We start from the raw sequence: 23024 nt of genomic DNA, 5'->3' as shown, positions 1-23024 counted from the left end.
CATTCATTTTGTACGTTTACTGAAAGCAACCAGCAACCAGCAACCATGAGTACCACCCCAAAAGGCGAAGTGAAGCGAGCGGCCCTGGTGCGCGCCACGATCACCCTGGTCAACAACAGCGGCTTTCACGCAGCACCAATGGCCCGGATCGCCAAGCTGGCGGGGGTGTCGGCGGGTACGATCTACCGCTATTTTGAGAGCAAGCAGGACCTCATCAACCAAGTCTACCTGGAGGTAAAGTCGGCCTTCAGCGTCTCGGCCTTCCGGGATTACGAAGAGACGGATTCCGTAGAAGCCGACTTTCGGAAGATATGGTACAACATCGCCGACTTCAAGCTGCGGGAAGTGGAACAGGCCCTCTTCCTCAGCCAGTGCGACAATACGCCGATGATCGACGAGGCCAGCCGGCAGGAGGGCCTGAGGCACCTGAAACCGCTACTCGACCTCTGGGAGCGGGGGCAGGAGCTGGGCAGCATTCGACCGGTGTCGCCCTACCTGCTGTACGCCTACACCGTATACCCCGTCGCTTTCCTGCTGAACATGCAGGAGCGGGGCTACTGCGAGCTCACTCCGGCACGGGTCGACGCCGCCTACGAAATGGCCTGGAACAGCATCAAAATTTAACCATTATACCATGAGTACTACCAAAACCATCAACCTGGCAAGCCGCCCCACCGGCACGCCGACACTCGATAATTTCGACCTGACCACATCGGATGTCGGTTCGCTGCAGGACGGGCAGGTTCTGCTCCGCGCTACCTACGTATCGGTAGATCCCTATTTGCGCGGCCGCATGAGCGATGCCAAATCCTACGTACCGCCCTTTCAGGTTGGCCAGCCGATCATCTCCGGCGCGATTGCCGAAGTGGTGGAATCGAAGAGTGACAAATTCAAAAAGGGCGATCACGTCTCCGGCTCCCTGCAGTGGAAGGAAACGCAGGTGGCCAGGGCCGAGGGGCTGCAGCGGGTGGATCCGGAGCAGGCTCCCCTCTCCGCCTACTTAGGCGTGCTGGGGATGACCGGCCTCACCGCCTACCTGGGACTGACGGAGATCGGCAAGCCTAAAGCAGGAGAAACCCTCGTCGTATCCGGAGCGGCCGGCGCGGTGGGCAGCGTGGTCGGGCAGATCGGCAAGATCCTCGGGCTGCGGGTAGTCGGCATCGCCGGTACCGACGAGAAGGTGGAGATGCTCAAGTCGGAATTCGGCTTCGACGCGGGCATCAACTACAACACCACGGAGAACATGCGCAAGGCGATCGCCGCGGCCTGCCCGGACGGCGTCGACATCTACTTCGACAATGTCGGGGGACCGATCTCCGACGCGGTCCTCTTCAACATCAACAAATTCAGCCGCACGATCAACTGCGGCGCGATCTCCGTCTACAACGACACCGAACTGCCGCGCGGCGTGAGCGTACAGCCCTTCCTGGTGAAGAACAGCGCGCTGATGCAGGGCTTCATCGTTTCGGATTTCGCGGACAAGTTCCCCGCCGGCGTCCGGCAGCTGGCCGAATGGCTGCGGCAGGACAAGCTGACGCACACCGAGACGGTGCGCGAAGGATTTGACAATATCCCCCAGGCCTTCCTTGACCTCTTCGACGGAAAGAATAAGGGCAAGATGGTCGTCAGGATCTGAGGACGGCGGCCTTCTTCCACCAAGTCGGGATCGACACCAACCGTTCGGAATTCATCCGCACCGCCCGGGCAGTCGGTACAATGGGCTGCTGAGCCATTCCCGACCATCAATCACTAAATAATCAATCTAAGCTTATGAAAGTCCTATTCGTACTTACCTCCCACGACAAGCTGGGAGACACCGGCAAACAGACCGGCTTCTGGATCGAGGAGTTCGCCGCTCCCTATTACTCCCTGCTCGACAAGGGCGCCGAGATCACCGTGGCCACCCCCCAGGGCGGACGGGCACCGATCGACCCCAGCAGCGACACGGAGGATGCCCAGACCGAGGATACCAAGCGCTTCAAGCGGGACGAAAACGCCCAGGAGGTGATCCGTACCACCAAGAAGCTGAGCGAAGTATCCGCCGGCGACTTCGACGCCGTCTTCTACCCGGGCGGCCACGGCCCCCTGTGGGACCTCGCGGAGGACAAGACGTCCATTGCCCTCATCGAAGCGTTCGACCAGCAGAATAAGCCGATCGCCTTCGTGTGCCACGCACCGGCCGCCCTGAAGAACGTCAGGAACGCCGCGGGCGATCCCCTCGTCAAGGGCAAGCGGGTCACCGGTTTCACCAACAGCGAGGAGGCGGCCGTCCAACTGACCGAGGTGGTACCCTTCCTGGTGGAGGATATGCTAAAGCAAAACGGCGGTATCTACTCCAAGGCGGACGACTGGAACGTCCACGTGATCGAAGACGGAAACCTGATCACGGGTCAGAATCCGGCCAGCTCGGCCAAGGTGGCCGAGACGCTCTATGCTGCGCTCCGGTAACGCGTAGGTACTGACTTATGAAGCCCGTATTCCTGCATTGGGGTACGGGCTTTTTGCGTTAGGCCAGGGTTGCTACGGAAATCAGGGAGTAACACTCAGTTTCTCCGCCGCTCCCGCCGGGCCTTCCGCCGCTCTTCCCGGTAGGCCTCCCGCCGCTGCCGCCACTCCTCCAGCCGACCACGTTCCTTGAAGTAGCGGCGGCGGCCCAGCCGGAACTTGGTCTTCGTTTCGCCGTCCTTGCCGGTCTCCTGCACCAGGTATACTTTCCAGCCCGCCAGGGCGTAACCGGTGGGATCCGGCGCGCGTTCCAGGACGCCGCGACCGATGTTGCGCAGGGGAATGGAGATTAGCATATTCGCGCCGTTCTCCGGAGTGAAGTTGCCCTCGATAAAGAGCTGCAGGGCCGTAGACTGAATCTCCGTGCGCGGCACCACCACCCGGCCGCTGTCGAGGAGCACGATACCCTCCAGGGGCGCGAAGTGCAGTCGCTCGAAGCGTTTTTGCATGCGGGTCTTTTTGCCGAGCCGAGCCAGCATGGGCCAGTCCGTGAGCTCGGCGTCGGAAAGCCGGTAGGTGACCCGCCCGTGGGTGCTGTCCATGAGGGGCATGCCGGTGGCCTCGTTGAGCAATCCCTCCAGGGTGCCGGACATGGTGAGTTGTCCCCGCAGTACTCCGACGTTTTCCGGGATGGGCACGTCCAGGAAGCGAAGCTCCTCCAGCACGTCCTCCAGCGCCAGGGTGTCCGTCCGCCAGTTGGCGGTGAAGGGAGAAATAACGGTGGTGTCGAGGGCGTAGCTGGCTTCGAATTCCACGTCGCCGCCGTCGAGCGTAAAGCCCGACTTTTCCAGCAGCAGCATGGTGGAGTCGCGCAGGCGGAAGCCGGAATGAAGATCGATCAGCGGGGTGCGATTGCCCGCCCAGAAAGTATCGATGCGCAGGCTCACGTCCGGGCGGAACGACTCGAAGACCCCGGTCGTCGCCGAGAGCAGCGTCTGGGGGTCAAAGCCCTGGTCGGTGGTGTCCGGCTCGTTGCCGGTATTGAGTTGTACGAAGCCGCGCAGGTCGGACCAGCGTAGGATCGGGGCCGTGGCCGCGGCGCGCATCGTGAAGGTTTCCCCGTTTTCGGGGTAGAGGAAGGCGGCGAAGTGATCGAGCTCGCCGTCGAACCGTACCGAGCGCTGGCCGAGCTCGGTCAGCAGGTGCATCTGGTAGTCGGCGCTGCCGTCCTTGACGTTGACCTCGAAGGCCTGCACCGGCACGAATACCTGACCGGGACGGTAGTCTACGCGGCTGCTGTCGATCCGCAGGTGCAGTTCGCCGTTGTTCAGCAGCTCCTGCACGTCGACCGGATTGCCCTCTACGCAGAGGTCGATCGCGAAGGTACCCGATCCGAAGAAGAAGTTGGTGGAACGGAAGAGGTAATTGACCAGCTGGGGGTCGCCGGCCAGGTGGAGGTCGGTAGACAGGCCATTGGGACCGGGCTCATACTGCAGCAACCCGTCGAAGAGGTCATCGTAACCGTCGTTGAAGACCAGGCGCCCCGCATTGTATCCCGGCTCGATGCCCAGGCTGTCGGCAATGCGGCCGGTGTGGTTGAAGTCGATGCTGAGGTCGCTGGGCAGCTCGTCGATCCCCTCCGGGATCTGTACGCCAAAGTAATCGAGCGAGGAGCGCAGGGCGTTCAGGTCGATGTGCTCGCCCTCCACCATGAGGTGAAAGGGGGTCCGTCCGGTGATACCCAGATCGAGTTGCGCCCCGAGCAACAGGTCACTGCCGGCCCAGTTGAAGGTCGTTTCCTGCAGGACGAGGGTGTCGCCGGCAAAGTTGAGGCCGGTCGCGAAGTCGGTGACGGTCAGTACGTCGTAGTAGGCGACCGTATCGAAGTGAACGCTGATGTCGGGGTGGAAGGTCGACCGGACACCGAGCATGGCCGACTTCATGGCGCGGGTCTGCTCGCCGACCTCCGCCGCGGTAAGTACTGCCGCGGTGGTGGAATCGGTCTCGTCCGGCGCGAAGTAGCCGTCCTCACCGAAGAAACCGAGAAAGTCGCTCCAGTCGATCCGCGGCGACAGCAGCGTTACGTCGGAGTGGATGGTCTCGCCCGGGGCGTCTACCAGGAGGGGCTTGAGGTTATCGATCTGTCCCCGCAGCTCGAAGGATACCCCGGTGCTGAGTGGAAAGCTCTGGATGCGGAAGTCGACGTCCTGCCGGTCCTTGGTCACCCGGATGTTCCGGAAAGGGAAACGGACATTCGCGGGCTGGTAGACGACTTCCAGGTCTTCGAAGGTCATCGTTCCGTCGCTGGTGGTAGCGATCTCCTCGAACGAGAGCAGGGAAGCGTCGATCTCGGTTTGCAGGACGAAGGTCCCGCGATCGAAGAAAAAGTCGCGGTTCTCGAGGTAATCGCTCACCGCGGATGACGGACCGGAAATGGTCAGGGGAGCCCGTAGGCGGGCATCGCGGCCGAAGACCGCCACCGTGGCCCGGGGGGCTTCGATGCGGGCACCGAGGTAGTAGGTACTCGTGGAATCGAGCGTGACCCGCATGTTCTTTTTGCTGCCGGGGATGCCGCCTTCCCACGGTTCCAGCCGGTTGACGATCCTCCCGCGCGTATGTACGTCGGTAAAGCCATATTCCTTTACGCGGACGTCCTGCCCCGTCAGGCGGAAATCGATCGTGACCTCCGGGTCGCCGCCCCGCTTCAGCGGGGTGAGGATGATGGCCCGGGCGGGAAACTGCCCGCTCACGTAGAAGTCGTCCAGTTTGGCCCGCAGGTCCGCGGGCAGCAGTTGTTGGGTGACGGCGTAGGCGGCGGTATCGGCGGCCACCTCGATGCGGCTGAGGGCGGTCACGTCGCGGTCGATCACGGCCGAGGCATCGAACCACTGCGTACCGATATGGAGGCGGGCGGGGGGCACCGTGATCGTTTCCGCCCCGAAACTGGCCGAGAGGGTGCCGCTCAGGGGCACGTCGGTGAGGTAGGCCCCCTTGTCGGTGTTGAGCCCCAGCTGCCCGAAGTGGGTCCGCAGCAGGGCGGTCAGCTCGACGGTGTTGGAGTCGGAGCGGGTGGCCACGGCCTGCAGGGTGTCCAGGTAGGCCTCGATGCGCTTGCGCTTGGTGGGGTTGCGGAAGGCGAAGTCCACGCCGAGCAGGTTGACGCGCACCCCGTCCCAGCTAATCTCTTTCGGCGATTGCGCGGTCGTGTCGGCGGGTTCCTCTTCCGGTCCGCCCAGCAGCGATCCGACGTTGTAGGTGCCGGTGGAGTCGGCGTCCAGGAAGATGTTGCCGCCCGTAAGGGTGATCGCGCGCAGGCTGATGGTGTCTCCAAACAGGGAGGTCAGGGAGAACTCGGCGTGCAAGTTGTCGGTAGCGAGCAGGGCGGGCTCGTCGGTGGTGCGCAGGGAGTCGCGGATGACCAGGCTGTCGACGGAGAGGCTGATGCGGGGGAAGGTGGACCAGGCCGTGATATCCACCTCGCGGAAGACGATGTCCAGTCCGGCGGGGTAGGCGTATTCGCGCACCAGTTTTTCCTCGTTCGACTGCAGATACTGGTGAAGCAGCGCCAGCGCCCCAACGAGGAGCAGCACCAGGGTCATGACCACCACCAAGCTCCACCGAATCACTTTTCCTACCATAAGCTGGGCTTACCCCTGACCGCAACGAACCGCCGGGGCAGGGCGGTACGTGCGCCACGTCATATAACCGGCGCGGAGCACGATCAGTTCGGAGGCGGGGGCGGGTGCGCGGGTGCGCAGATAATTGGCTGGAGTAGGTGTTGCTCCCCACAAATTTATTTATCTTGGTAGGGTTACTTTTACTCGCCACACTTGATCAACACCTATACAATGTCCGATGAGGACTTACTTGCCGCTCTCCGGACGGCAGAAGACGCTGCAGGGTTAGAACCGGTATACCTGAAGTACCGCGAACCCTGTTTGCGGTACCTCATCGGAAGGGTCATCTCCCCTGACTATCCCAACCGCCAGGAGCTGGCGGCGGAGCTGTTCACGGAAGCGCTGATCATCCTGTGGGAAAACGCCCGTGCCGACCGGCTCGTCGAACTTACTTCCCGACTGGATACTTATTTGAATGCGATCGCGCGCAATTTGTACCGCAAGCTGCGCCGCCGTAACCGGGAAATTTACCGGGACCCCGTAGAATTACCGGAGTCCCTCGTAACACCGGCGTCCGACGACGACGCCGAATTGATCAGACAGGAAATACACCAAAAAATCCGTGCCTTGGGGCCACGCTGTCGGCAATTGCTGACCCACTTCTACTTTCTGCAGCTCGACTGGACCACCTGTGCCGAGCTGCTGGGGTACAAGAACGCGGCCTCGGCCAAAACCAATAAGTCCAAGTGTATGCGCCGACTACGTGCGTCATACGGGCTGACCCGCAAAACCGAAAAAGATGAACGCGGACGCTGATTTGCCGGAAGACGTACAGGAAAAGATCGATGCGTATTATGCGGGCGATCTTTCCCCCGCCGACGCCGACTCCCTTCGCCACCAACTGAACCAAGACCACGCCCTTGCCTCCCTTGCTGCCGACTACGAAGCCATACTCCGCCACGGCGTACGGCCCGACGCTGCGGCCCTTACCGAACGGGAGCGCATGCGCGGGCATTTCCACCGCCTGGAAAGCGGTCTGCCCCCGGTAGATGCCGGCGAGCCGGTTCCGGTACCGGTGACCCCCGCCGCCCCCGCCCCGGGTCCCGGCCTGGGCCGCAGCCGCCGGGCCCCGCGGCGGGTGCTCAGCCGCTGGTGGATCGCCGCGGCGGCCGCCGCGGTCATTTTCCTCGCCGTCGGCTACCTGCTCGAGCAACCCGACCCCGGCGCCCGCCTGGCCGGGGAGTACTTCGAGTTTCTCGGCCGCGACGGCATGAAACTCAGTCCGTCCGATCGCGCCCAGGAAGGTGTCGAGGCCTACGACGCACGCCAGTACGATCGGGCCTACCCCCTGCTGCTGGAAGGCGTCCGGAACGAAATACTGGAGCCGGTCAACCTCATCTACGCCGGAGTCTCCGCCGTGGGGGCCGACCGGCCCGCGGAAGCCCGGACCGTACTTACCGAAGTGCTCGCCTCCGGAGATTTTCCCGAGTACGCGAATACCGTGCGCTACTACCTCGCCCTGGCCGAACTACAGACTAGCGATACGGCGGCGGCCCGTGCCTACCTGGAAGCCATAACGCCCGACGATCCGCCGATCTACGAGAAAGCCGCCGGGCTCCTGAGTCGTATGCGCGGATTATAGGCTGCTCCGGGCAGAGTGAACCGACGGGGGCCGTAACCGTACTGTTAGGCAAACCCCGACCTCCATGACCAAGCTCGCGACTACTGACTGGCGCCACCACCTCTACCTGTGGGGGCACCTGGCCAAGGGGATCGTCTACCTCATGGTCGGCGGCCTGGCGCTGGCTACCGTCGTCGGGCAGGCCAGTGGCGGGCCGGAGGGGCCACAGCGTATCATGACCTACCTGCGCGACGAACCCTTCGGAAAAGTGATCCTGGTCGTACTCGCCCTGGGGCTGTTCGCCTATTGCGCCTGGCGGTGGTTCAAGGCGGTGACCGACGAGGGAGATGAGGGCACCGACCGGGAGGGGGTCATGCACCGCGGGCATTACGCCATCAGCGGTACGCTCTACGGCTTGCTCGGGGTCTACACCCTTACCCTGGTCACCGGCGGACAGACCGAGGGCGACAAGCAGGCGCTTCTGGTGCAATTGATGCAGCAGCCCCTGGGCCGGGTCGCCGTGGGGTTTCTGGCCCTGGCTGCCCTGTATATCGCCTTCCGGCAGTACGAGCGCGCCCGCGACGAAAGCTTCATGAACGACCTGCACACCGACCGGATGCGCCCCGAGGAGCGGGAAAGCTACCGCTGGATGGGGCGCCTGGGCTACGGGAGCCGTGCCGTGATCTACCTCATTACCGCCTACTATCTGGTGCAGGCTACCCTGGCCCAGGATGCCAGCCAGTACAAGGGTACCGGGGGTATTCTGCAGCTGATCAGTCAGGGAGCCGGCAGCGTATTTCTCGCCGTGGTGGCCCTGGGCCTCTTCGCCTACGGTGCTTTCGTACTGGTGAAGGCACGCTACCGGAAGCTGAGTTGAGCCCTTGCTGCGGGGTCCTAACACGTACCTTTGCGCGTCAAAGCTACTCTCTGCCCATGCGCATCTTCCTGTACGTCCTTTTATGCCTGTCGCTCGCCTCCTGCGGAGCCGATTCCGAGCCCGAGGAATCCACTGCCGCCGTATCGGAAGAACCCGCACCCCCCCTGCGGTTGACGGACTATACCTACGCCGATTCTACCGCGCTGCGCTCCGGTGGACCCTACTTTACCTTCGAGTTGCAAACGTTACGTGCAATAGACGGTCCGGCCGCCCTGCGGGATACCGTCAACACGGTAGTGGACGAGAAAATCCTGGGGTACCAGCCCGGCCCCATTGTACCCTTCGATACTGCCCTGATCCGCCACCTCGCTACGGCGTTCGCCGATTACCGTAACCAGCCGGTCGACGAAGGGTTGCTGGAGGAATCCGAGGTCCCCTACACCCAGGAGGAAATACACCGGGTCGAGGAGGTCTACCGCAACGACCGGCTGCTGGTGCTGTCCCACCTCGTCTACGTTTACACCGGCGGAGCGCACGGGATGACCCGCACCGATCTGCTCCCGTTCCGGGTGAACCCCGCCCGCCAACTGACATACGACGACCTGTTCCGTCCCGGTGCCGATGCCCCCCTGAGTGACCTGCTCACCCGTCTGGCCCACCGGGAAATGCCGGAGCGCGTCTACGTAGATACCGTGCCCGTCACCTCCAACCTGGCCCCCCTGCCCGGTGGCATGCGCTTCCTCTACGACCCCTACGCCATTGGCCCCTACGCGTCCGGTAACATTGCCCTTGACGTACCCTACGACAGCCTGCGGCCCTGGCTGACGGAGGAGGCACTCGCGCTGATCCCCTGAGAAGCATTACCCTGGTTCGGTGGGCCCGTCGGCGGCACTACCGGATCGTCGATGAATACGGGGGGACAGGCCGGCGCGACGCGGGAACCGTCGAGCAAAAGGGCGGGATCGTAGAACACCCCCCCACGGCTCGCCGGCCGGCCCTTCATTTGCGGTCCTAATCTTCCGATAACCCCCCATGTTCCGCCAGACCACACTTTTACTTCTCTCCCTGTTCTTCTCCCTGGCCGCGGCCGCCGCTCCGTTGACGGATGGTGTGGCCGGCTCCATCAGCGGTACCGTCATGGACGCCGCGACGAACACGCCCGTAGGCTACGCCACCATAAGCCTGTACACCACCGCCGAGGAACTCGTGAACGGAACCGTGAGCGAAGACGACGGCACCTACAAGGTCACCGACGTTGCCGACGGCACCTACCGTGTTGAAGTAAGCTTTATCGGCTACGAGAAGCTGTCGGTTTCCGACGTCGTCGTGGCCGGGGGCCGGCCTACGGACATGGGCACCGTGAACCTGGGCGCCTCCGCGGAACTGCTCGAGGAAGTCACCGTCACCGGTCAGCGCGCGCTCATCGAGGAAAAAGTGGACCGCCTGGTGTACAACGCCGAGCAGGACCAGCTTAGCCGGGGCGGCGATGCCAGTGACGTACTGCGGCGCGTACCCCTGCTGCAGGTCGACCTGGACGGAAACGTAAGCCTGCGCGGAAACGGTAACATCCGCGTCCTGATCAACAACAAGCCCTCGACGATCATCGCCAGTACCGTGGCCGACGCCATGAAGATGATCCCCGCCGACCAGATCAAGAGCGTGGAGGTCATCACCAGCCCCTCGGCCAAGTACGACGCCGAAGGATCGGGCGGCATCATCAACATCATCACCAAGAAGAACAGCCTGGCCGGCTACTTTCTCAACGTCGATACGGGCGTAGGCCTGCGCGGCTCCAACCTGGGCCTGAACGGCAGTTACCGCAAGGGAAAATTCGGCCTTACCCTCGGCGGCTTCGGCCGGGCGTTTTACAACAAGGCAGAGACCTCATTGCTGCAGCAGTTCGTGGACAGCCGGAGCGAGCAATCCGGTGAGGCTTCGGACAACGGCATTTTCGGCCGCTACAGCCTGGGCCTGGATTACGACCTTACCGATAAGCAGTTCCTCTCCGGCGGCGTCCGCTTCGGTGTCCGCAACTTCGGTCGCGACGAGCGGCAGACCACCAGCGTATATGGGGAAGAGGCCCTGCTGTCGACCTTCCTGCGGGACATCGAGAGCGAGCGGACGGGCAACAGCATCGACGTCAACCTCGATTACCTCTACGTGATCCGGCCGGGCCGGGAACTGAGCATCTCCACCCTCTATAGCACCACCGACCAGAACAGCAACTTCATCTCCGCCAACCTCGACGGGGAAGAGGTCGTCCAGCGCCGCCTCCAGAACCTGAACGACAACAACAACCAGGAGATCACCCTGCAGACGGACTACATTCACCCCATCGGTGAGAACCAGATCTTCGAAGTGGGCGCCAAGGGCATCCTCCGCAACGTGAACAGCGACTTCCGCTACCTCAGTGCCGAAGGTACCGACGCCTTCACGGCCGACGGCCTCAACCCCGCCGGTTCGCTGAACTACGCACAGGACATCGCCGCCGCCTACGGTGCCTACACCCTGTTGCTGCCCGGCGACGTGACCGTCAAGGCCGGTCTGCGCTACGAGCAAACGATGATCGACGCTACCCAGAACAACGAGCGCATCGACATCCCCGACTACAACAACTTCGTGCCAAGCCTCAACCTCTCCAAGCGGGTGGGGGAGAGCAGCACCGTGAAGGCCGCCTACAGCCGCCGCATTCAGCGGCCCTGGCTGCAGCAACTGAACCCTAACGTAAACCTGCAAAACACCCAAAACATCGAGGTAGGTAACCCCCTGTTGCGCCCCGAACTGACCGACAACTACGAAGTCGGCTACAGCAACATGTTAGGCAAGACCTACCTCAACCTCTCCGTCTTCGGCCGTAACACCGCCAACGCCATCAACGAGATCCGCACCCCCATCGATTCGCTCGACGGCGTGCTGCTGACCACCTACGAAAACATCGGCCGCGAGCAGGCCGTGGGCGTCAACCTCTTCCTGAACCTGTACCTGACCAACCGGTGGACCGTCAACGGGGGCGTGGACCTCGACTACGCCCGCCTGGAGGGACAGGTCACCGGCCTCGACGGCCTGTCGGTCACCGCGACCAACTCCGGCATCAACTATGGCGGACGCCTGATGAGCCAACTGAAGATGGATAACGGCTGGAGCGCCCAGGCCTTTACCTTCATGCGCGGCCGTCGCGTACAGCTGCAGGGCTACCGGGGTGGCTTCGGTATGTACGCCGTGGGCTTCAGCAAGGAATTCAACGAGGGCCGCGGAACGATCGGCCTCTCCGCCGAGAACTTCGCCGGGCGGGGCTGGACGCTAAAGTCGGGCCTTGAAACGCCGACCTTCACCCAGTACCGCGAAGACCTGCTCATCAACCGCAACGTAAAGCTTACGTTCAGCTATAAATTTGGCGAGCTGGAAGCCGACCGGGCCCGCCGCAAGACGCGCGGCGTCAGCAACGACGACCTCATGGGCGGCGGTGACGATGGCGGCGGCGGTGCTGACGCGACCACGCCGAGCGGCTCCAGCCGCCGGGCCGCCCGCCGCTCCGCTACGCCCGCCAAACCGGCCAAGGCCACCAAAAACAAAAAGAATAATGAGTAAACCGAGTTCCAGCGCCCGCCAGGTACGTGTTATTCATCGCTACCTGGGGTTTTTTCTGGCCGGTATTATGGCCCTATACGCCATTAGCGGCATCGTGATGATCTTCCGGAATACGGATTACCTGAAGGTCGGGAAACCCGTCGTACAGACGGTAGGCCCGGGCCTGGAGGGGGATGACATCGGCCGGACGCTGCGGCTGCGTGACTTCCGCGTCGAGCGTACCGAAGGGGACCTGGTGTACTTCGCCGACGGCAGCTACAACACCGCCACCGGCGAAGCACACTACGTGAAGAAGTCACTGCCCTTCGTACTCGACCGGATGACTCACCTGCACAAAGCGACAACCAACGACCCGCTATATTTTCTGAATATGTTCTTTGGAATCTCCCTGCTGTTCTTCGTCGTTTCCGCCTTCTGGATGTACCTGCCCGGCGGACCGATCCTGCGGAAGGGCCTCTACTTCACCCTGGGCGGTATCGTCCTTACCCTGGTGATGCTGTTTGTTTAGCCGGACACCCGTACCGGCCCATCACAACCATGTTTTGTTCACTGATTCAGTTATCCAGGGAGGGCCAGCGGCTCTCCCTTTTTCGTGGCCGGCGGCCGGCCCTCAGCCGCCCCAGCCCGGGGGAAGCTTGATCCGGACGTCCACGGGCGGATCGACGCGACGGCGGGCCGGATCGTCTTCGGGGTCCAGCGGTTGTGCCGTGAAGGAGCGTACCTCGCCGGTGAGGACGTCGCGGAGGACCAGCCGTTCAGGCGTGAGGGTCTGGAGAACGTAGACGAGGTAAAAGTCCTGCCCGCGGCGGTACCTGCCCGGGATACGGCGCTTGCCAAGGAAGTAGTCGACGGACAGCGTGATCTCCTGGTTGTCCCCGTCCAGGGCATAGCGGCCCAGCAGGTAGCGCCCCTGGCCGGCGGCGGGCCCGTAGTCGAGCTGGAAGGTGCCATCGGGCGTAAGGAGCAGGCGATGCGCCGTACTGTCCTCGGCCCAGTGGACCGCGCGCAGCAGACTGTCGGTCTGGGCGGAAAGACCCATCAGGGGGAAAAGACAGTACAGGATAAGTATACGCATGGCTGGGAAACGGTCGTTAAGGTGACAAGCGCTTGCTAACCAAGGTTAAGCAATCCGCGGATATTAACGGTTTATTGACCGTAATTGACTCATCGCCCGGGAAAAGACCCCGCACCCGCGGCCCCCCGCCCGTAAGGAAGTACCTTTGCGGCAACCAACCACAACGACCAATCCTATGGCCAACGAAGCCTACGACAAGCTCTGGAAACTAATCGGTCTCCGGTACAAAAGCCACCCCTGGCACGGCATCGAGATCGGCAGCCGTGCCCCCGAGGTAGTGAGCGCCTTCATCGAAGTGATTCCTTCGGATACGGTGAAGTACGAGGTGGACAAGAAATCCGGCTACCTCATCATCGACCGGCCGCAGAAATTCTCCAACATCGTGCCGGCGATGTACGGCTTCATCCCTCAGACCTACTGCAAGGACCGGGTCGCCCAGTATTGTATGGACCAGACCTGCCGGACCGACATCAAAGGCGACGACGACCCCCTGGACGTCTGCGTACTTACCGAGCGCGAAGTTACCCACGGCAACATCATCGTGAAGGCCAAGCCCATCGGCGGCTTCCGGATGCTCGACGGCGGTGAGGCCGACGATAAGATTATCGCCGTTCTCGACAACGACGAGGTGTACGGCAGCTGGCAGGACATCCACGACATCCCCGAGCCCATCCTGAACCGGCTGCGTCACTACTTCCTAACCTACAAGCAGCTGCCCGGCACGGACCCCAAGTGCGAGATCACGCATACCTACGACCGCAAGGAAGCCCAGGAGGTGGTCCGCCGCAGCCAGGAAGACTACGCCACGGCCTACGGTAACCTGGAGGAGGTGATGAGCGCCACCCTCATGGAGGCCCTCAACTTCGGCCAGCGGCAGCGCGGGATTCTGGACAGCCTATAGAATCTTGCCCGGGCCGCCAACGGCCGGACGAACGAATCGCGTCTGCTTGGTATGAAACGATTCCTGCCGTTTACCCTGTGTCTGTGGCTGCTTGCCGCCTGTGAAAAGGATAACCTGCGGGCCGACCGAGACTGCGGGCCGGATATCGTCTTTCTGCAGGATCGGGAGGAATTTCCCGACGGGGACGACTTTCACCTGCTTGACGTAGCAGCCTCCGGTACCTGCCTTTCGGTGAAGGTCGGCGCGTCCGGTTGCTCGTCGGACGGCTGGTCGATGGACATCTACACCGACGGTTTCGCCGGGAGAAGCCTCCCCCCGTCAACCCTTGCCGGGCTCGTTTTTAACGACGGAGTACCGGACGGTGCCGCGAGTTGCGAAGCCTACTTTACGGTTACCTATGCCTTCGACCTGTCGGACTACCTGACCCAGGACCTGCTGCCCACCAACCTGACCCTGTACGGCACGGGCGCGGATACAACCCTGTACATCGAGTAGGCGCGGACGCGGGTGCCGGGCTCCTTAAAAAGCGGTCGGTGCTGCGGGCTTCCATACTAAGCGAGTGCCCGTGCTACGTTGACCTGGGGTAACCCGTTGCCCTTCATGTCCTATCCTGGTTGCGCGCTCGCGCTCCTTCTTTCTTTCGTGGCCCTCCCCGCAGCGGCGCAGCAGCCCTACGTGCCCCCGGCCGGGAACGGGGAGTGGAAAACGCGCAGCCCCGCGGCGGCGGGCTACGATCCGGCCGCCGTGGCGGACCTGTACGCCTACCTGGAGCGGACCCACAGCAAGTCATTCATCCTGCTGCGCGACGGCGAGATCGTCCTGGAGCACTACATGAACGGCCACGGCCGCGACAGCCTCTGGTACTGGGCCAGTGCCGGCAAAACGCTGCTGGCCGCGGCTATCGGTATCGCGGCGGGGGAGGGGGCCATCGATCTTTCGGCTCCGGTTTCGGACTACCTGGGCACCGGCTGGACCGCCGCCACCGCCGAGCAGGAAGACCGCATCACCGTCCTCGACCAGTTGCGGATGACAACCGGGCTGGACGAGGAGTATGACTTTTTCTGTACGGATGCGGACTGCCTGCGCTACCGCAGCGAGGCCGGTACCCGCTGGGCGTACCACAACGCTCCCTATATGCTGCTCCACGATGTCCTGGAAGCCGCTACGGGGCGGACGACGACACAGTACGTGCTGAGCCGTTTCCGACCAGCGGGCATAACCGGCGCCTTCCTGCCCTTCGGGGAGGAAAACCGGGTGTTTGTCAGCACTACCCGGACCATGGCCCGCTTCGGTCTCCTGCTGCTGCGGGAGGGGAAGTGGAACGGCGAGCGCATCATCCCGGCGGACTACTACGCCGCGATGACGACCCCCTCCCAACCGCTGAATTCCGGATACGGCCTGCTGACCTGGCTGAACGGGCAGGGCACTTACATGCGGAACGGTTCCCCGGATGTGTACCAGGGTTCGCTGTTGCCGAGCGCCCCGGCGGATGCCTACCTGGCGGCGGGAAAGAACGGACAGCTGCTGAGCGTAGCGCCTCGGGACGGCCTGGTGTGGGTGCGTATGGGCCAGGAGCCGGCCGGTGCGGAGGTGGGCGACGACGTAGGCGCGGACTACGCAGACGAGCTGTGGCGGTACGTCGCGCGGCTGACCGTCACTACGGGGACCGGACCGGGGGAGTCGGCGAACCTGGCGCTCGTGGTGGCCCCCAACCCGGTGCGCGACATACTTCGCCTCCGGGCGCCACAGCCCCTGCGCTGGGTGGAGCTGTATGGTCCCGACGGCCGACGCCTGCTCCGCCAATCCGCAGAGGAGCGCTCGGCGCGGCTGCTGGTGAGCGGGCTCCGTCCCGGCCTCTACCGGCTGCGGGCGGTACTGGAAGACGGGCGGGCCGTCGTACGCCCGGTGGTGGTGGCCGAGTAGGCCGAAACGGGAAAATGACATCTGCGTTAGCGATCCGTCAAAGCGCGTGGGACGGCATCCGGGGCGCCAACGAAAGGCTCGCAGCGAAGCGTCTGACAGCGAAACCGTATGTAAAATGAAAAACTTGCTTCACTGGCTGCTCCTGGCGGTCGCCGTTCTACTCACTGGCTGCGACGACGACGATGCTTTACGTCTCGCCTGTGACGGACAGGAAATTAAGATCACCGACATCTACGATGGCGTACCCGGCGATCCGTTCACGGTCGAGGCGCTGGAAGTCACCGACCGTTGCCTGACGGTTCGGGTATCGCAGCAGGGGTGCTCCGCGGAGAACTGGACCATGGACCTGATCACCACCGGGGAATTTGCCGGCACCTCGCCCACCAGCACGCACGCCACCTTGTACCTGGACGACCAGGTGGAGGATGCCGAGTCCAACTGTACCGTACAGTCATCCGCCAGTTTCACCTTCAACCTCTCGCCTTACCTGCAGGACGAGGTGCTGCCTACGCGCTTTACCGTGCACGGCGGTGCTTCCTACGCCGTGGATTCGGTTCTGGTGATAGAATAAACCGGTCCGCAGAGCAAATCCGGGGGCACCGCGTTTGTGCGGTATCCTCCTTACCTCCTTTTCCATGAAACTACTCCTGCTTCCCCTCTTTGCCCTGTCACTGTTCCGTACTGCGGGCTGTGGAGACGAAAACCCCGATACGGTGGCTCCCGCCCTGACCGACTGCGGACCGGCCATTCGGGTACGTAATCCCCTGCCCCGGCTGACCACGGATGATTTCCGGGTAGTGGAGGCGTCGGCCGATGGGCTCTGCCTGTCCGTTACCCTATCCGCCACCGGCTGTAGCAGTCAGGCCTGGAAGGTGACCCTGTGGGCGGAGGGCGAACCGGGCGACGCGCCGGGCGGTATACTGATCTTCGACGACGGGGTAGGGGAGAACGAAATGACCTGCCAGGCCATCGTAGAGGAAACCTACACCTTCGACCTGACTCCCTACCTCGGAGACGGCCCCCGGCCCGCGACCTTCGGACTGCCGGGGTCGGAAGTGACCGTGGAGCTCCGGTGACGGGGCCGGGGGAGTTACCGCGCAGGGAAACGGCACTACGCTCCGCCGGACCTGCGTTAGGTAGGGTGCCGAGGATCCGTTGATCGGGTATCGGCATACCTCACCTACTCACCCGAACCCATTTCCTTATGAAGTCATTTTACCTACTCGTCACCGCCCTGTTGCTCGGGGCCTCCCTCACCGGACAGGCTACCCTGCGGGGATTATTCGTCAACCTGGATGGTCACGCCGCGACGCTCCGCTACGAGGACAACGACTGGACCGCCGGAACCCGCGGTTACGGCTTCGGTGTCAAGCTCGGCTACGGTATCGGTACCACGACGCTTTACCTGGGCACCGGAATGACCTACCTCGAGGGGAACGTCGACACCCGTTTCGGCGAAAAGTATTCTCTCCGCGATACCGAGCTGGGTGCCCGCTTCCACCTGACGAGCAATCCCCGCCGGGTCGTACCCTACGTCGAGACCGCCGCGCGCTACGTCACCTCCGAGCCCTACACGGGCGTCAGCACCCGTGGCGGCGGGGCCGCCCTGGCCCCCGGCCTGCTCGTTTACCTGAGCGAGCACGTGGCCCTGGATGCGCGGGCCCGGATAGCCGGTACCTATGTATACGACGTGGAGAGTGTGGGCATTGACCTCCCCTTCCCCACGGATCCCTATTCCTACGTGACCGCGGGATTCCATCTCGGCGTGACCTTTTATCCCGCGGTGCGGCGGGCGCGGTACCGCTTTGAGCGCGGCGGCGGCCACCTGTAGGGAACCGCCGGCCGGGAAGTGGAGTTGAAGAGGGAAACCATACCCTTATGAAGCTCAATCCCGCAGCCGAGGAAAAGGCCCGCAACCTGATCAAGGCCAACCAATACGTCAAGGAGAGTGACTGGAGCGAAGCCCAGCCCACTACGGAGGATGAGAATGCCTTCCTGGAGCGGCACAGCTGGCAGGAGTACGGCGAATGGCAGCTGGGCATCCACGAAGACGCGAGCAAGGGGACCAAGAGCCACTATGGCTTCCCCTACGGAGACTTCCACCGGGTGCATCACTCAGGGCTGATCGCGATCAAGCAACGCGCCGCGCAGCAGAATTACGGAGCGATCGAGAAGGCCGCCAACCGCTTGTTGAAGCTACTGGGCTGAAGCCGACAAACATTGTGATTCTGCTTCCCGTTGTTCGTGTAGGAACATCCCATTAAGCTTTCGTAAATACTTCGATCATGACGCTATTCCGTACCGGTTTTCTGACCTTATTGGCTGCTTTCGTCCTTACCGGCTGCACGCCGGACCCCGCCACCGATCTGTCGGGTCAGGAGGTGACCTTCCGCAAGGCTTTTCCCGAGGTACTGCCCCTGCCCGACGGGTTTCAGCCGGAGGGCATCGTGGCCGGCACCGGCAATGATTTTTACGTGGGCTCCCTGGCCGACGGATCGATCTACCGCGGTGATTTCCGTACCGGAGAAGGTTCGGTGATCTTCACTCCGGAGAGCGGCGTGTCCGTCGGACTGGCCTTCGATCCGCAGACGAAGTACCTCTACGTGGCGGGTGGCCCGGGCGGCGGGGCGTACGTGCTGGATACCCGCAGCCGTGAGGTAGTAGAAAGCTATGCTTTTGATGGGGGCTTCGTGAACGATGTCATCCTGACCCCGGATGCGGCCTACTTCACGGAATCCTTTGCCGGTCCTTTCCTCTATGCCGCCGAGCTGACCCGTTCCGGACAGCCTACGGGTGACTTCGAAACCCGGACCCTGACGGGCGATTACACCTTCGTTTCCGGCGGGTTCAACGCTAACGGAATCGAGGCCACGCCCTCCGGCGACGCCCTGATCGTGGTCAACAGCAGCCTGGGTACCCTGTACCGGGTAGATCCGGAAACCGGAGTGGCCCAGCTGATCGACCTGGGCGGCGAAACCGTCGTCAACGGAGACGGCCTGCTCCTGCTGGGTAAGACCCTTTACGTAGTGCAGAACCAGTTCAATCAGATTGCCGAAATACGTCTTTCCCCCGATTATTTATCGGGAGCGATCACCGACATCCTGACCGACGAAGACTTCCGAGTACCCACCACCGTGACCCGTAAGGGAAGCACGCTGTACGCGGTCAACGCCCGCTTTGGTACGCCCGCCGGACCGAACGTAGACTATGAGGTAGTAGCCGTAACGCGCTAGGTCCACCCCCACGCGGAGGACAACCTGCGACCAGATTAGGTGTTTATGCTTAAAGCATTGCACTAATCGGCAATCTGGTTGTTCCATTGCACCTGCGCTTTGCCGCCCTGTTACCCTGGACCTGACCGGACGCTAGCCCAGCTTACTTTAACCTTATGAATATGCACCTCAGTCCCGCCCAGCGCGAGGAATTTCTGTACCTGAACGACCGGCTAACCCGCTTTGCCGGACTTGACCCCGCGCGGGTCGAGGATGCCTACGCGGATCCCGAACTTATTGAACGATTCATCCGGGATGCCGGCGAAGAATTAACGGACGCCCAGAAACAGGCGGTCCGTAATTTTGTCGGATACAGAAAGGGGCGATTCTATTTGGTCAAACAGTACAAGAAGTACGCGGTCCTGCTACAGCAGAACACACTATACGGGGTGGTTGGCGTAGACCAGGCCCCCGCGGAAATGGTAGACAAGGGGCTGCCCGTGTACATGGAAGCGGCGTTGCTGCCCTTCAACGACACCATCGTGATGACTTCCTCTACCGTCTGCGAGGACGGTAAGAACGGAAGCGTGTCCCGTTCGGACATTGAATATGAATTTAAACAGATCAAAGACGTGCGCGGCATTACCGAAACCCTAGACCCCCAAACCCTGGAAGAGCAGAACTCCCCGGCCGCCCAGGCTGCCGAGCAGGAGTTGCGTCAGTATCTCCGTACGGCGGCGACGCGTGACACGCACGCCACGGAGATAAAAAAGATTTTGGATAAATATCCGGAGCTCCACGACGTCTACATGCAGATGTATTCCAAAATCAGTGCCCGGACCATAAAAAAGGACCTAAAGGCCTGTGGGGTACGTGAACGGCACTTTGCGGTGTATAACAATTCAGTTGTGGCCGTCGCCCCGACCCGCGGCGAACTGCTCGAACAGCTCAGTGACCTCAGTTTTGACGGCATGATGGGGCAGTGTGCTCTTTTTCGTCTGTGAACATCTGGCCGGTGCGGCTTGCATAACTAACTAAGCGAGTCTATCTTAGTGTTGCTTACACACTACGAACACGCTTTCTATCTATGCACACCCCCGCTTGTGCCCTCCTCGTCGAGGGCAACCCGTCCGTGGCTTCCCACGTGAACGGCCTTCTCACACGTCTTGGCTATAAGATAGCCGACCCCTTCACCTGTGCCGCGGACGCCGTGGCTTACTGCCAGCAGACCCCGCCCGACCTAGTCGTGCTGGGTACGGAAACCACCCGCATGCTTGGGCCAGAGGCTACCGCCCGGCTTTTCCACGAGCATCTGGATGTTGCTATCATCCTCCTCAAGGATATCGACCAGCGGTCGGGCAACGAGGTTCCCCGGTACGCCGACTACACCACCTTTGCCATGGGGGTAGCCCAGGCGCTGGGCGTCGGGCATCCGAGTCGAGACTTCGAACCTCCCCAGGACTACATCCTCCACGACCGCATTCTGCTACGGCACCAGGAGCGAATGGTCCGGGTGGCAATCTCCGATATCCACTACTTTCGGGCCGAACGCAACTACAGCCGGCTGTACACACCCTGGGGCGAGTACCTCATCCCGATCTCGATTCACCTCGTGGAGCACCGGCTGGCGCACCTGGGATTCTTCCGTACGCACCGCGCGTACCTCGTCAACCACAACTTTATAAGCGAGGCCCAATCGGATAAGCTGGTGATCAACCGCCATGACGTACCCATCGGCCGGGCGTACCGCCGGAAGGTGACGCGCCGCGTAGGCGAATTCAGCAGCTAGGGCTTCCGTATACGGTGGAGCGGCCCGCGGTCGTTAGGGGAGCAGGTCATACTACGCATAAGGTGTAGTATGCCTGATCTCATGAAACGCGCCTAAGTTGTCCGCCATGTCTGCCGTCCTTCGGCACCTGCTCGGGGTGCTCCTACTGCTGCCGCTGTCCGCGCCGGCCCAGAAAAGCTATGCCCTGGATGCTCCTCCCGATGCGGGCTGTACCCTGCCGCCGCTTACCGGGGGGGCGGTGTACCACAGACCCTACGTACCGGTTCAGGGCCTGCGGCCGAAGGCGGCGGGCGGCTTTGCTATCACCTTCATTCCCGCCGATTCGGTCGTGAACGGCAAGACCTGCGCCGCCTGGCCTCCGGCCGCCGAATCTGCGATGCAGTACGCCGCCTCGATCTGGACCGATGTGCTCAAGATCGAGCAGGCGGTGCAGGTGGATGCCTGCTACACCGACCTGGGCAGCGGTACTTCTCTGGCCTCCGCCGGCCCGGCTTCCCTGGTGGCCTGGGGCAATGCCGCCGCCAACGACTTCGTCCTCTACCCCCGTGCCCTGTTCGATCAGCTGGTGGGCACCGACAGCGGCGTGCGGGACATCGACGTCTTCGTGAATGCACAGTACGCCGGGCAATTCTACTACGGAACGGATGGGGCACCCCCAATTGACAAGTTCGACTTTGTAACCATCATGTTGCACGAACTGGGCCACGGGCTGGGTTTTTCCGGACAGGCGGACGTAAACGACGGCGACGATACCAATGGGGTGGAGTGCCACAATGTACCGGGCGACGGCTGCGTCGGAGTGCGTGCCTCGATCGCGGGCAGACAGGAGAAATATCACCCGCTGGTCTACGACCTGTTTACCGACCGCACTTCGGACGGCACCCGACTGATCGATCTGCCCGCCAACCCGGGTACCGAGATCGCTGCCGCCCTGACCGGGGGCGGTGGGGGCGTGGTGTTCGACGAAACCAACGAAAGCAATCCCAACCATACGGGTACGACCACCTCGCTGCTCTACACGCCGGCTACCTTCAGCCGGGGGAGCTCCTATTCCCACTTTGACGACCCTAGCGAACTGATGTCTTACGCCATCGGTCCGGGTACGGCGCTCCACGACGTAGGCAACGCCGCCACGGTGATGTACAACCTGGGGTATTCGGCTGCGCCGGCCCTCCCTATTCAGTGGATAAGCCTGACCGCCCGCCCGGAAGGGCAGGGAGTCCGACTGCGGTGGGAGGTAGCGGACGTAACGGGCGCGGCGGACTTCGAGGTAGAAGCTTCCCGGGGTGATGAGCCGTTCCGGAGAGTCGGGCGGGTGCCCGCCGGTGAGGGGCGGTACAGCTTTTTGGATGACTCACCGGACTACGGGTACAACCTGTACCGCCTCCGGCGGGTGGAGTTGGACGGACGTGCCACCTACAGCCCGGTGGTGAGCGTACATCATGCCGGGGTAACCCTAGGCGCAGGCACCGTATACCCTAACCCCGCCGCCACCGCCGGCCCCGCCTGGCTGGACTTCACCGCTGCTGTGGACGGAGAATTACACGTTTCGATCGTGGACATGCTGGGGCGGACGGTACGCCGGGCGCGGACGGGCGTGCGGGCGGGGGCCAACCGGATTGCTCTTGACGTAGTGGGGCTTTCTCCGGGCAAGTACGCGCTCCGAATATCCGGTGCGGGGGAGGTTGTCGGCCGCCCCTTCCTGGTGCAGTAGCTGTACTTATACAGCGTTGGGCGTCCTTCGGAAAGAAAATGACCCGCTTGGGAAAAGAACGGTGGGAGGAACGGCCCGTACCCCCCAAATTTGTACGCAAAGCACACTATGAGCACACACTGATTGGTCATTACTTACACATGCGGCTGCCCTTCCCGGTATATACCGGTGGGGCAGTTTTTTTTGTCCGCAGGTAAGGAAGGCCGCGGCCTTGGCCACAGGACGTACCACCAACCGCGTTAATGCGGGGGGTAAATTTCCT

General features: G+C 62.5%; 22 protein-coding genes. 20 read left to right on the top strand and 2 right to left on the bottom strand.

The annotated features are described in order from the left end of the window. The first annotated feature begins 45 nt into the window (after positions 1 to 45). The 3 genes from DQG19_RS12935 to DQG19_RS12925 all read left to right on the top strand — a co-directional run bounded on the left by DQG19_RS12935 (position 46) and on the right by DQG19_RS12925 (position 2448). Complete coding sequence (locus DQG19_RS12935; RefSeq protein WP_116126682.1) at positions 46 to 624, top strand: TetR/AcrR family transcriptional regulator; 579 nt, start codon at positions 46 to 48, stop codon at positions 622 to 624. 10 nt (positions 625 to 634) lie between these two features. Further along, positions 635 to 1636 (top strand): NADP-dependent oxidoreductase, encoded by a 1002-nt coding sequence (locus tag DQG19_RS12930; protein WP_116126681.1) that lies wholly within the window; start codon positions 635 to 637, stop codon positions 1634 to 1636. A gap of 134 nt (positions 1637 to 1770) precedes the next feature. Continuing rightward, complete coding sequence (locus tag DQG19_RS12925; protein ID WP_116126680.1) at positions 1771 to 2448, top strand: type 1 glutamine amidotransferase domain-containing protein; 678 nt, start codon at positions 1771 to 1773, stop codon at positions 2446 to 2448. A 95-nt stretch (positions 2449 to 2543) separates the two neighbouring features. Here the strand turns inward: DQG19_RS12925 and DQG19_RS12920 are convergent, their stop codons facing one another. Further along, positions 2544 to 6083: a hypothetical protein gene (locus DQG19_RS12920; RefSeq protein WP_116126679.1), complete on the bottom strand. Its 3540-nt coding sequence runs from the start codon at positions 6081 to 6083 to the stop codon at positions 2544 to 2546. A gap of 210 nt (positions 6084 to 6293) precedes the next feature. On the opposite strand from DQG19_RS12920, the gene DQG19_RS12915 reads away from it, so the two are divergent. From DQG19_RS12915 to DQG19_RS12890, 6 genes are all read left to right on the top strand, one after another. Beyond that, positions 6294 to 6878 carry an RNA polymerase sigma factor gene (locus DQG19_RS12915; protein ID WP_116126678.1) on the top strand — a complete coding sequence of 195 codons (585 nt, stop codon included), beginning with the start codon at positions 6294 to 6296 and terminating at the stop codon, positions 6876 to 6878. Beyond that, entirely contained in the window at positions 6862 to 7704 is an 843-nt protein-coding gene (locus DQG19_RS12910) for a hypothetical protein (protein WP_116126677.1), read from the top strand. The genes DQG19_RS12915 and DQG19_RS12910 overlap by 17 nt, the downstream gene beginning before the upstream one ends. A 64-nt stretch (positions 7705 to 7768) precedes the next feature. Then, positions 7769 to 8560: a DUF1206 domain-containing protein gene (locus DQG19_RS12905; RefSeq protein WP_116126676.1), complete on the top strand. Its 792-nt coding sequence runs from the start codon at positions 7769 to 7771 to the stop codon at positions 8558 to 8560. A 56-nt stretch (positions 8561 to 8616) separates the two neighbouring features. Further along, complete coding sequence (locus tag DQG19_RS12900) at positions 8617 to 9414, top strand: DUF3298 and DUF4163 domain-containing protein (RefSeq protein WP_116126675.1); 798 nt, start codon at positions 8617 to 8619, stop codon at positions 9412 to 9414. Between the two features lie 178 nt (positions 9415 to 9592). After that, a complete protein-coding gene (locus DQG19_RS12895; RefSeq protein ID WP_116126674.1) occupies positions 9593 to 12148 on the top strand; it encodes a TonB-dependent receptor domain-containing protein in 2556 nt (851 codons plus the stop codon). Next, entirely contained in the window at positions 12141 to 12656 is a 516-nt protein-coding gene (locus tag DQG19_RS12890) for a PepSY domain-containing protein (RefSeq protein WP_232826518.1), read from the top strand. The genes DQG19_RS12895 and DQG19_RS12890 overlap by 8 nt, the downstream gene beginning before the upstream one ends. 102 nt (positions 12657 to 12758) lie before the next feature. On the opposite strand, the gene DQG19_RS12885 is transcribed toward DQG19_RS12890, so the two are convergent. Next, positions 12759 to 13223, bottom strand: coding sequence for a hypothetical protein (locus tag DQG19_RS12885; protein ID WP_157974489.1), 465 nt, complete (start codon positions 13221 to 13223; stop codon positions 12759 to 12761). A gap of 175 nt (positions 13224 to 13398) precedes the next feature. On the opposite strand from DQG19_RS12885, the gene DQG19_RS12880 reads away from it, so the two are divergent. From DQG19_RS12880 to DQG19_RS12830, 11 genes are all read left to right on the top strand, one after another. Beyond that, positions 13399 to 14124 carry an inorganic pyrophosphatase gene (locus tag DQG19_RS12880; RefSeq protein ID WP_116126671.1) on the top strand — a complete coding sequence of 242 codons (726 nt, stop codon included), beginning with the start codon at positions 13399 to 13401 and terminating at the stop codon, positions 14122 to 14124. A 51-nt stretch (positions 14125 to 14175) separates the two neighbouring features. Continuing rightward, on the top strand, positions 14176 to 14619 hold the full coding sequence (locus DQG19_RS12875; protein WP_116126670.1) for a hypothetical protein: 444 nt from the start codon (positions 14176 to 14178) through the stop codon (positions 14617 to 14619). Positions 14620 to 14724: 105 nt separating this feature from the next. After that, entirely contained in the window at positions 14725 to 16047 is a 1323-nt protein-coding gene (locus DQG19_RS12870) for a serine hydrolase domain-containing protein (RefSeq protein ID WP_116126669.1), read from the top strand. A gap of 115 nt (positions 16048 to 16162) precedes the next feature. Further along, complete coding sequence (locus tag DQG19_RS12865; RefSeq protein WP_116126668.1) at positions 16163 to 16618, top strand: hypothetical protein; 456 nt, start codon at positions 16163 to 16165, stop codon at positions 16616 to 16618. Positions 16619 to 16682: 64 nt separating this feature from the next. Continuing rightward, positions 16683 to 17123: a hypothetical protein gene (locus DQG19_RS12860; protein ID WP_116126667.1), complete on the top strand. Its 441-nt coding sequence runs from the start codon at positions 16683 to 16685 to the stop codon at positions 17121 to 17123. A 128-nt stretch (positions 17124 to 17251) separates the two neighbouring features. Continuing rightward, positions 17252 to 17878, top strand: coding sequence for a hypothetical protein (locus DQG19_RS12855; RefSeq protein ID WP_116126666.1), 627 nt, complete (start codon positions 17252 to 17254; stop codon positions 17876 to 17878). Positions 17879 to 17925: 47 nt separating this feature from the next. Beyond that, complete coding sequence (locus DQG19_RS12850; RefSeq protein ID WP_116126665.1) at positions 17926 to 18255, top strand: hypothetical protein; 330 nt, start codon at positions 17926 to 17928, stop codon at positions 18253 to 18255. A gap of 77 nt (positions 18256 to 18332) precedes the next feature. Then, on the top strand, positions 18333 to 19280 hold the full coding sequence (locus tag DQG19_RS12845) for an SMP-30/gluconolactonase/LRE family protein (protein WP_116126664.1): 948 nt from the start codon (positions 18333 to 18335) through the stop codon (positions 19278 to 19280). A gap of 161 nt (positions 19281 to 19441) precedes the next feature. Then, positions 19442 to 20263, top strand: coding sequence for a hypothetical protein (locus tag DQG19_RS12840; protein WP_157974488.1), 822 nt, complete (start codon positions 19442 to 19444; stop codon positions 20261 to 20263). Between the two features lie 83 nt (positions 20264 to 20346). Continuing rightward, positions 20347 to 21048: a LytR/AlgR family response regulator transcription factor gene (locus tag DQG19_RS12835; protein ID WP_116126662.1), complete on the top strand. Its 702-nt coding sequence runs from the start codon at positions 20347 to 20349 to the stop codon at positions 21046 to 21048. Positions 21049 to 21154: 106 nt separating this feature from the next. Continuing rightward, positions 21155 to 22762, top strand: a complete 1608-nt coding sequence (locus DQG19_RS12830; RefSeq protein WP_116126661.1) for a T9SS type A sorting domain-containing protein — start codon at positions 21155 to 21157, stop codon at positions 22760 to 22762. Positions 22763 to 23024: the final 262 nt, after the last annotated feature.

It is taken from the genome of Lewinella sp. IMCC34183 (genome assembly GCF_003390915.1).
Lineage (GTDB): Bacteria > Bacteroidota > Bacteroidia > Chitinophagales > Saprospiraceae > Neolewinella.
This window is presented reverse-complemented; position numbering and strand designations above follow the sequence as displayed.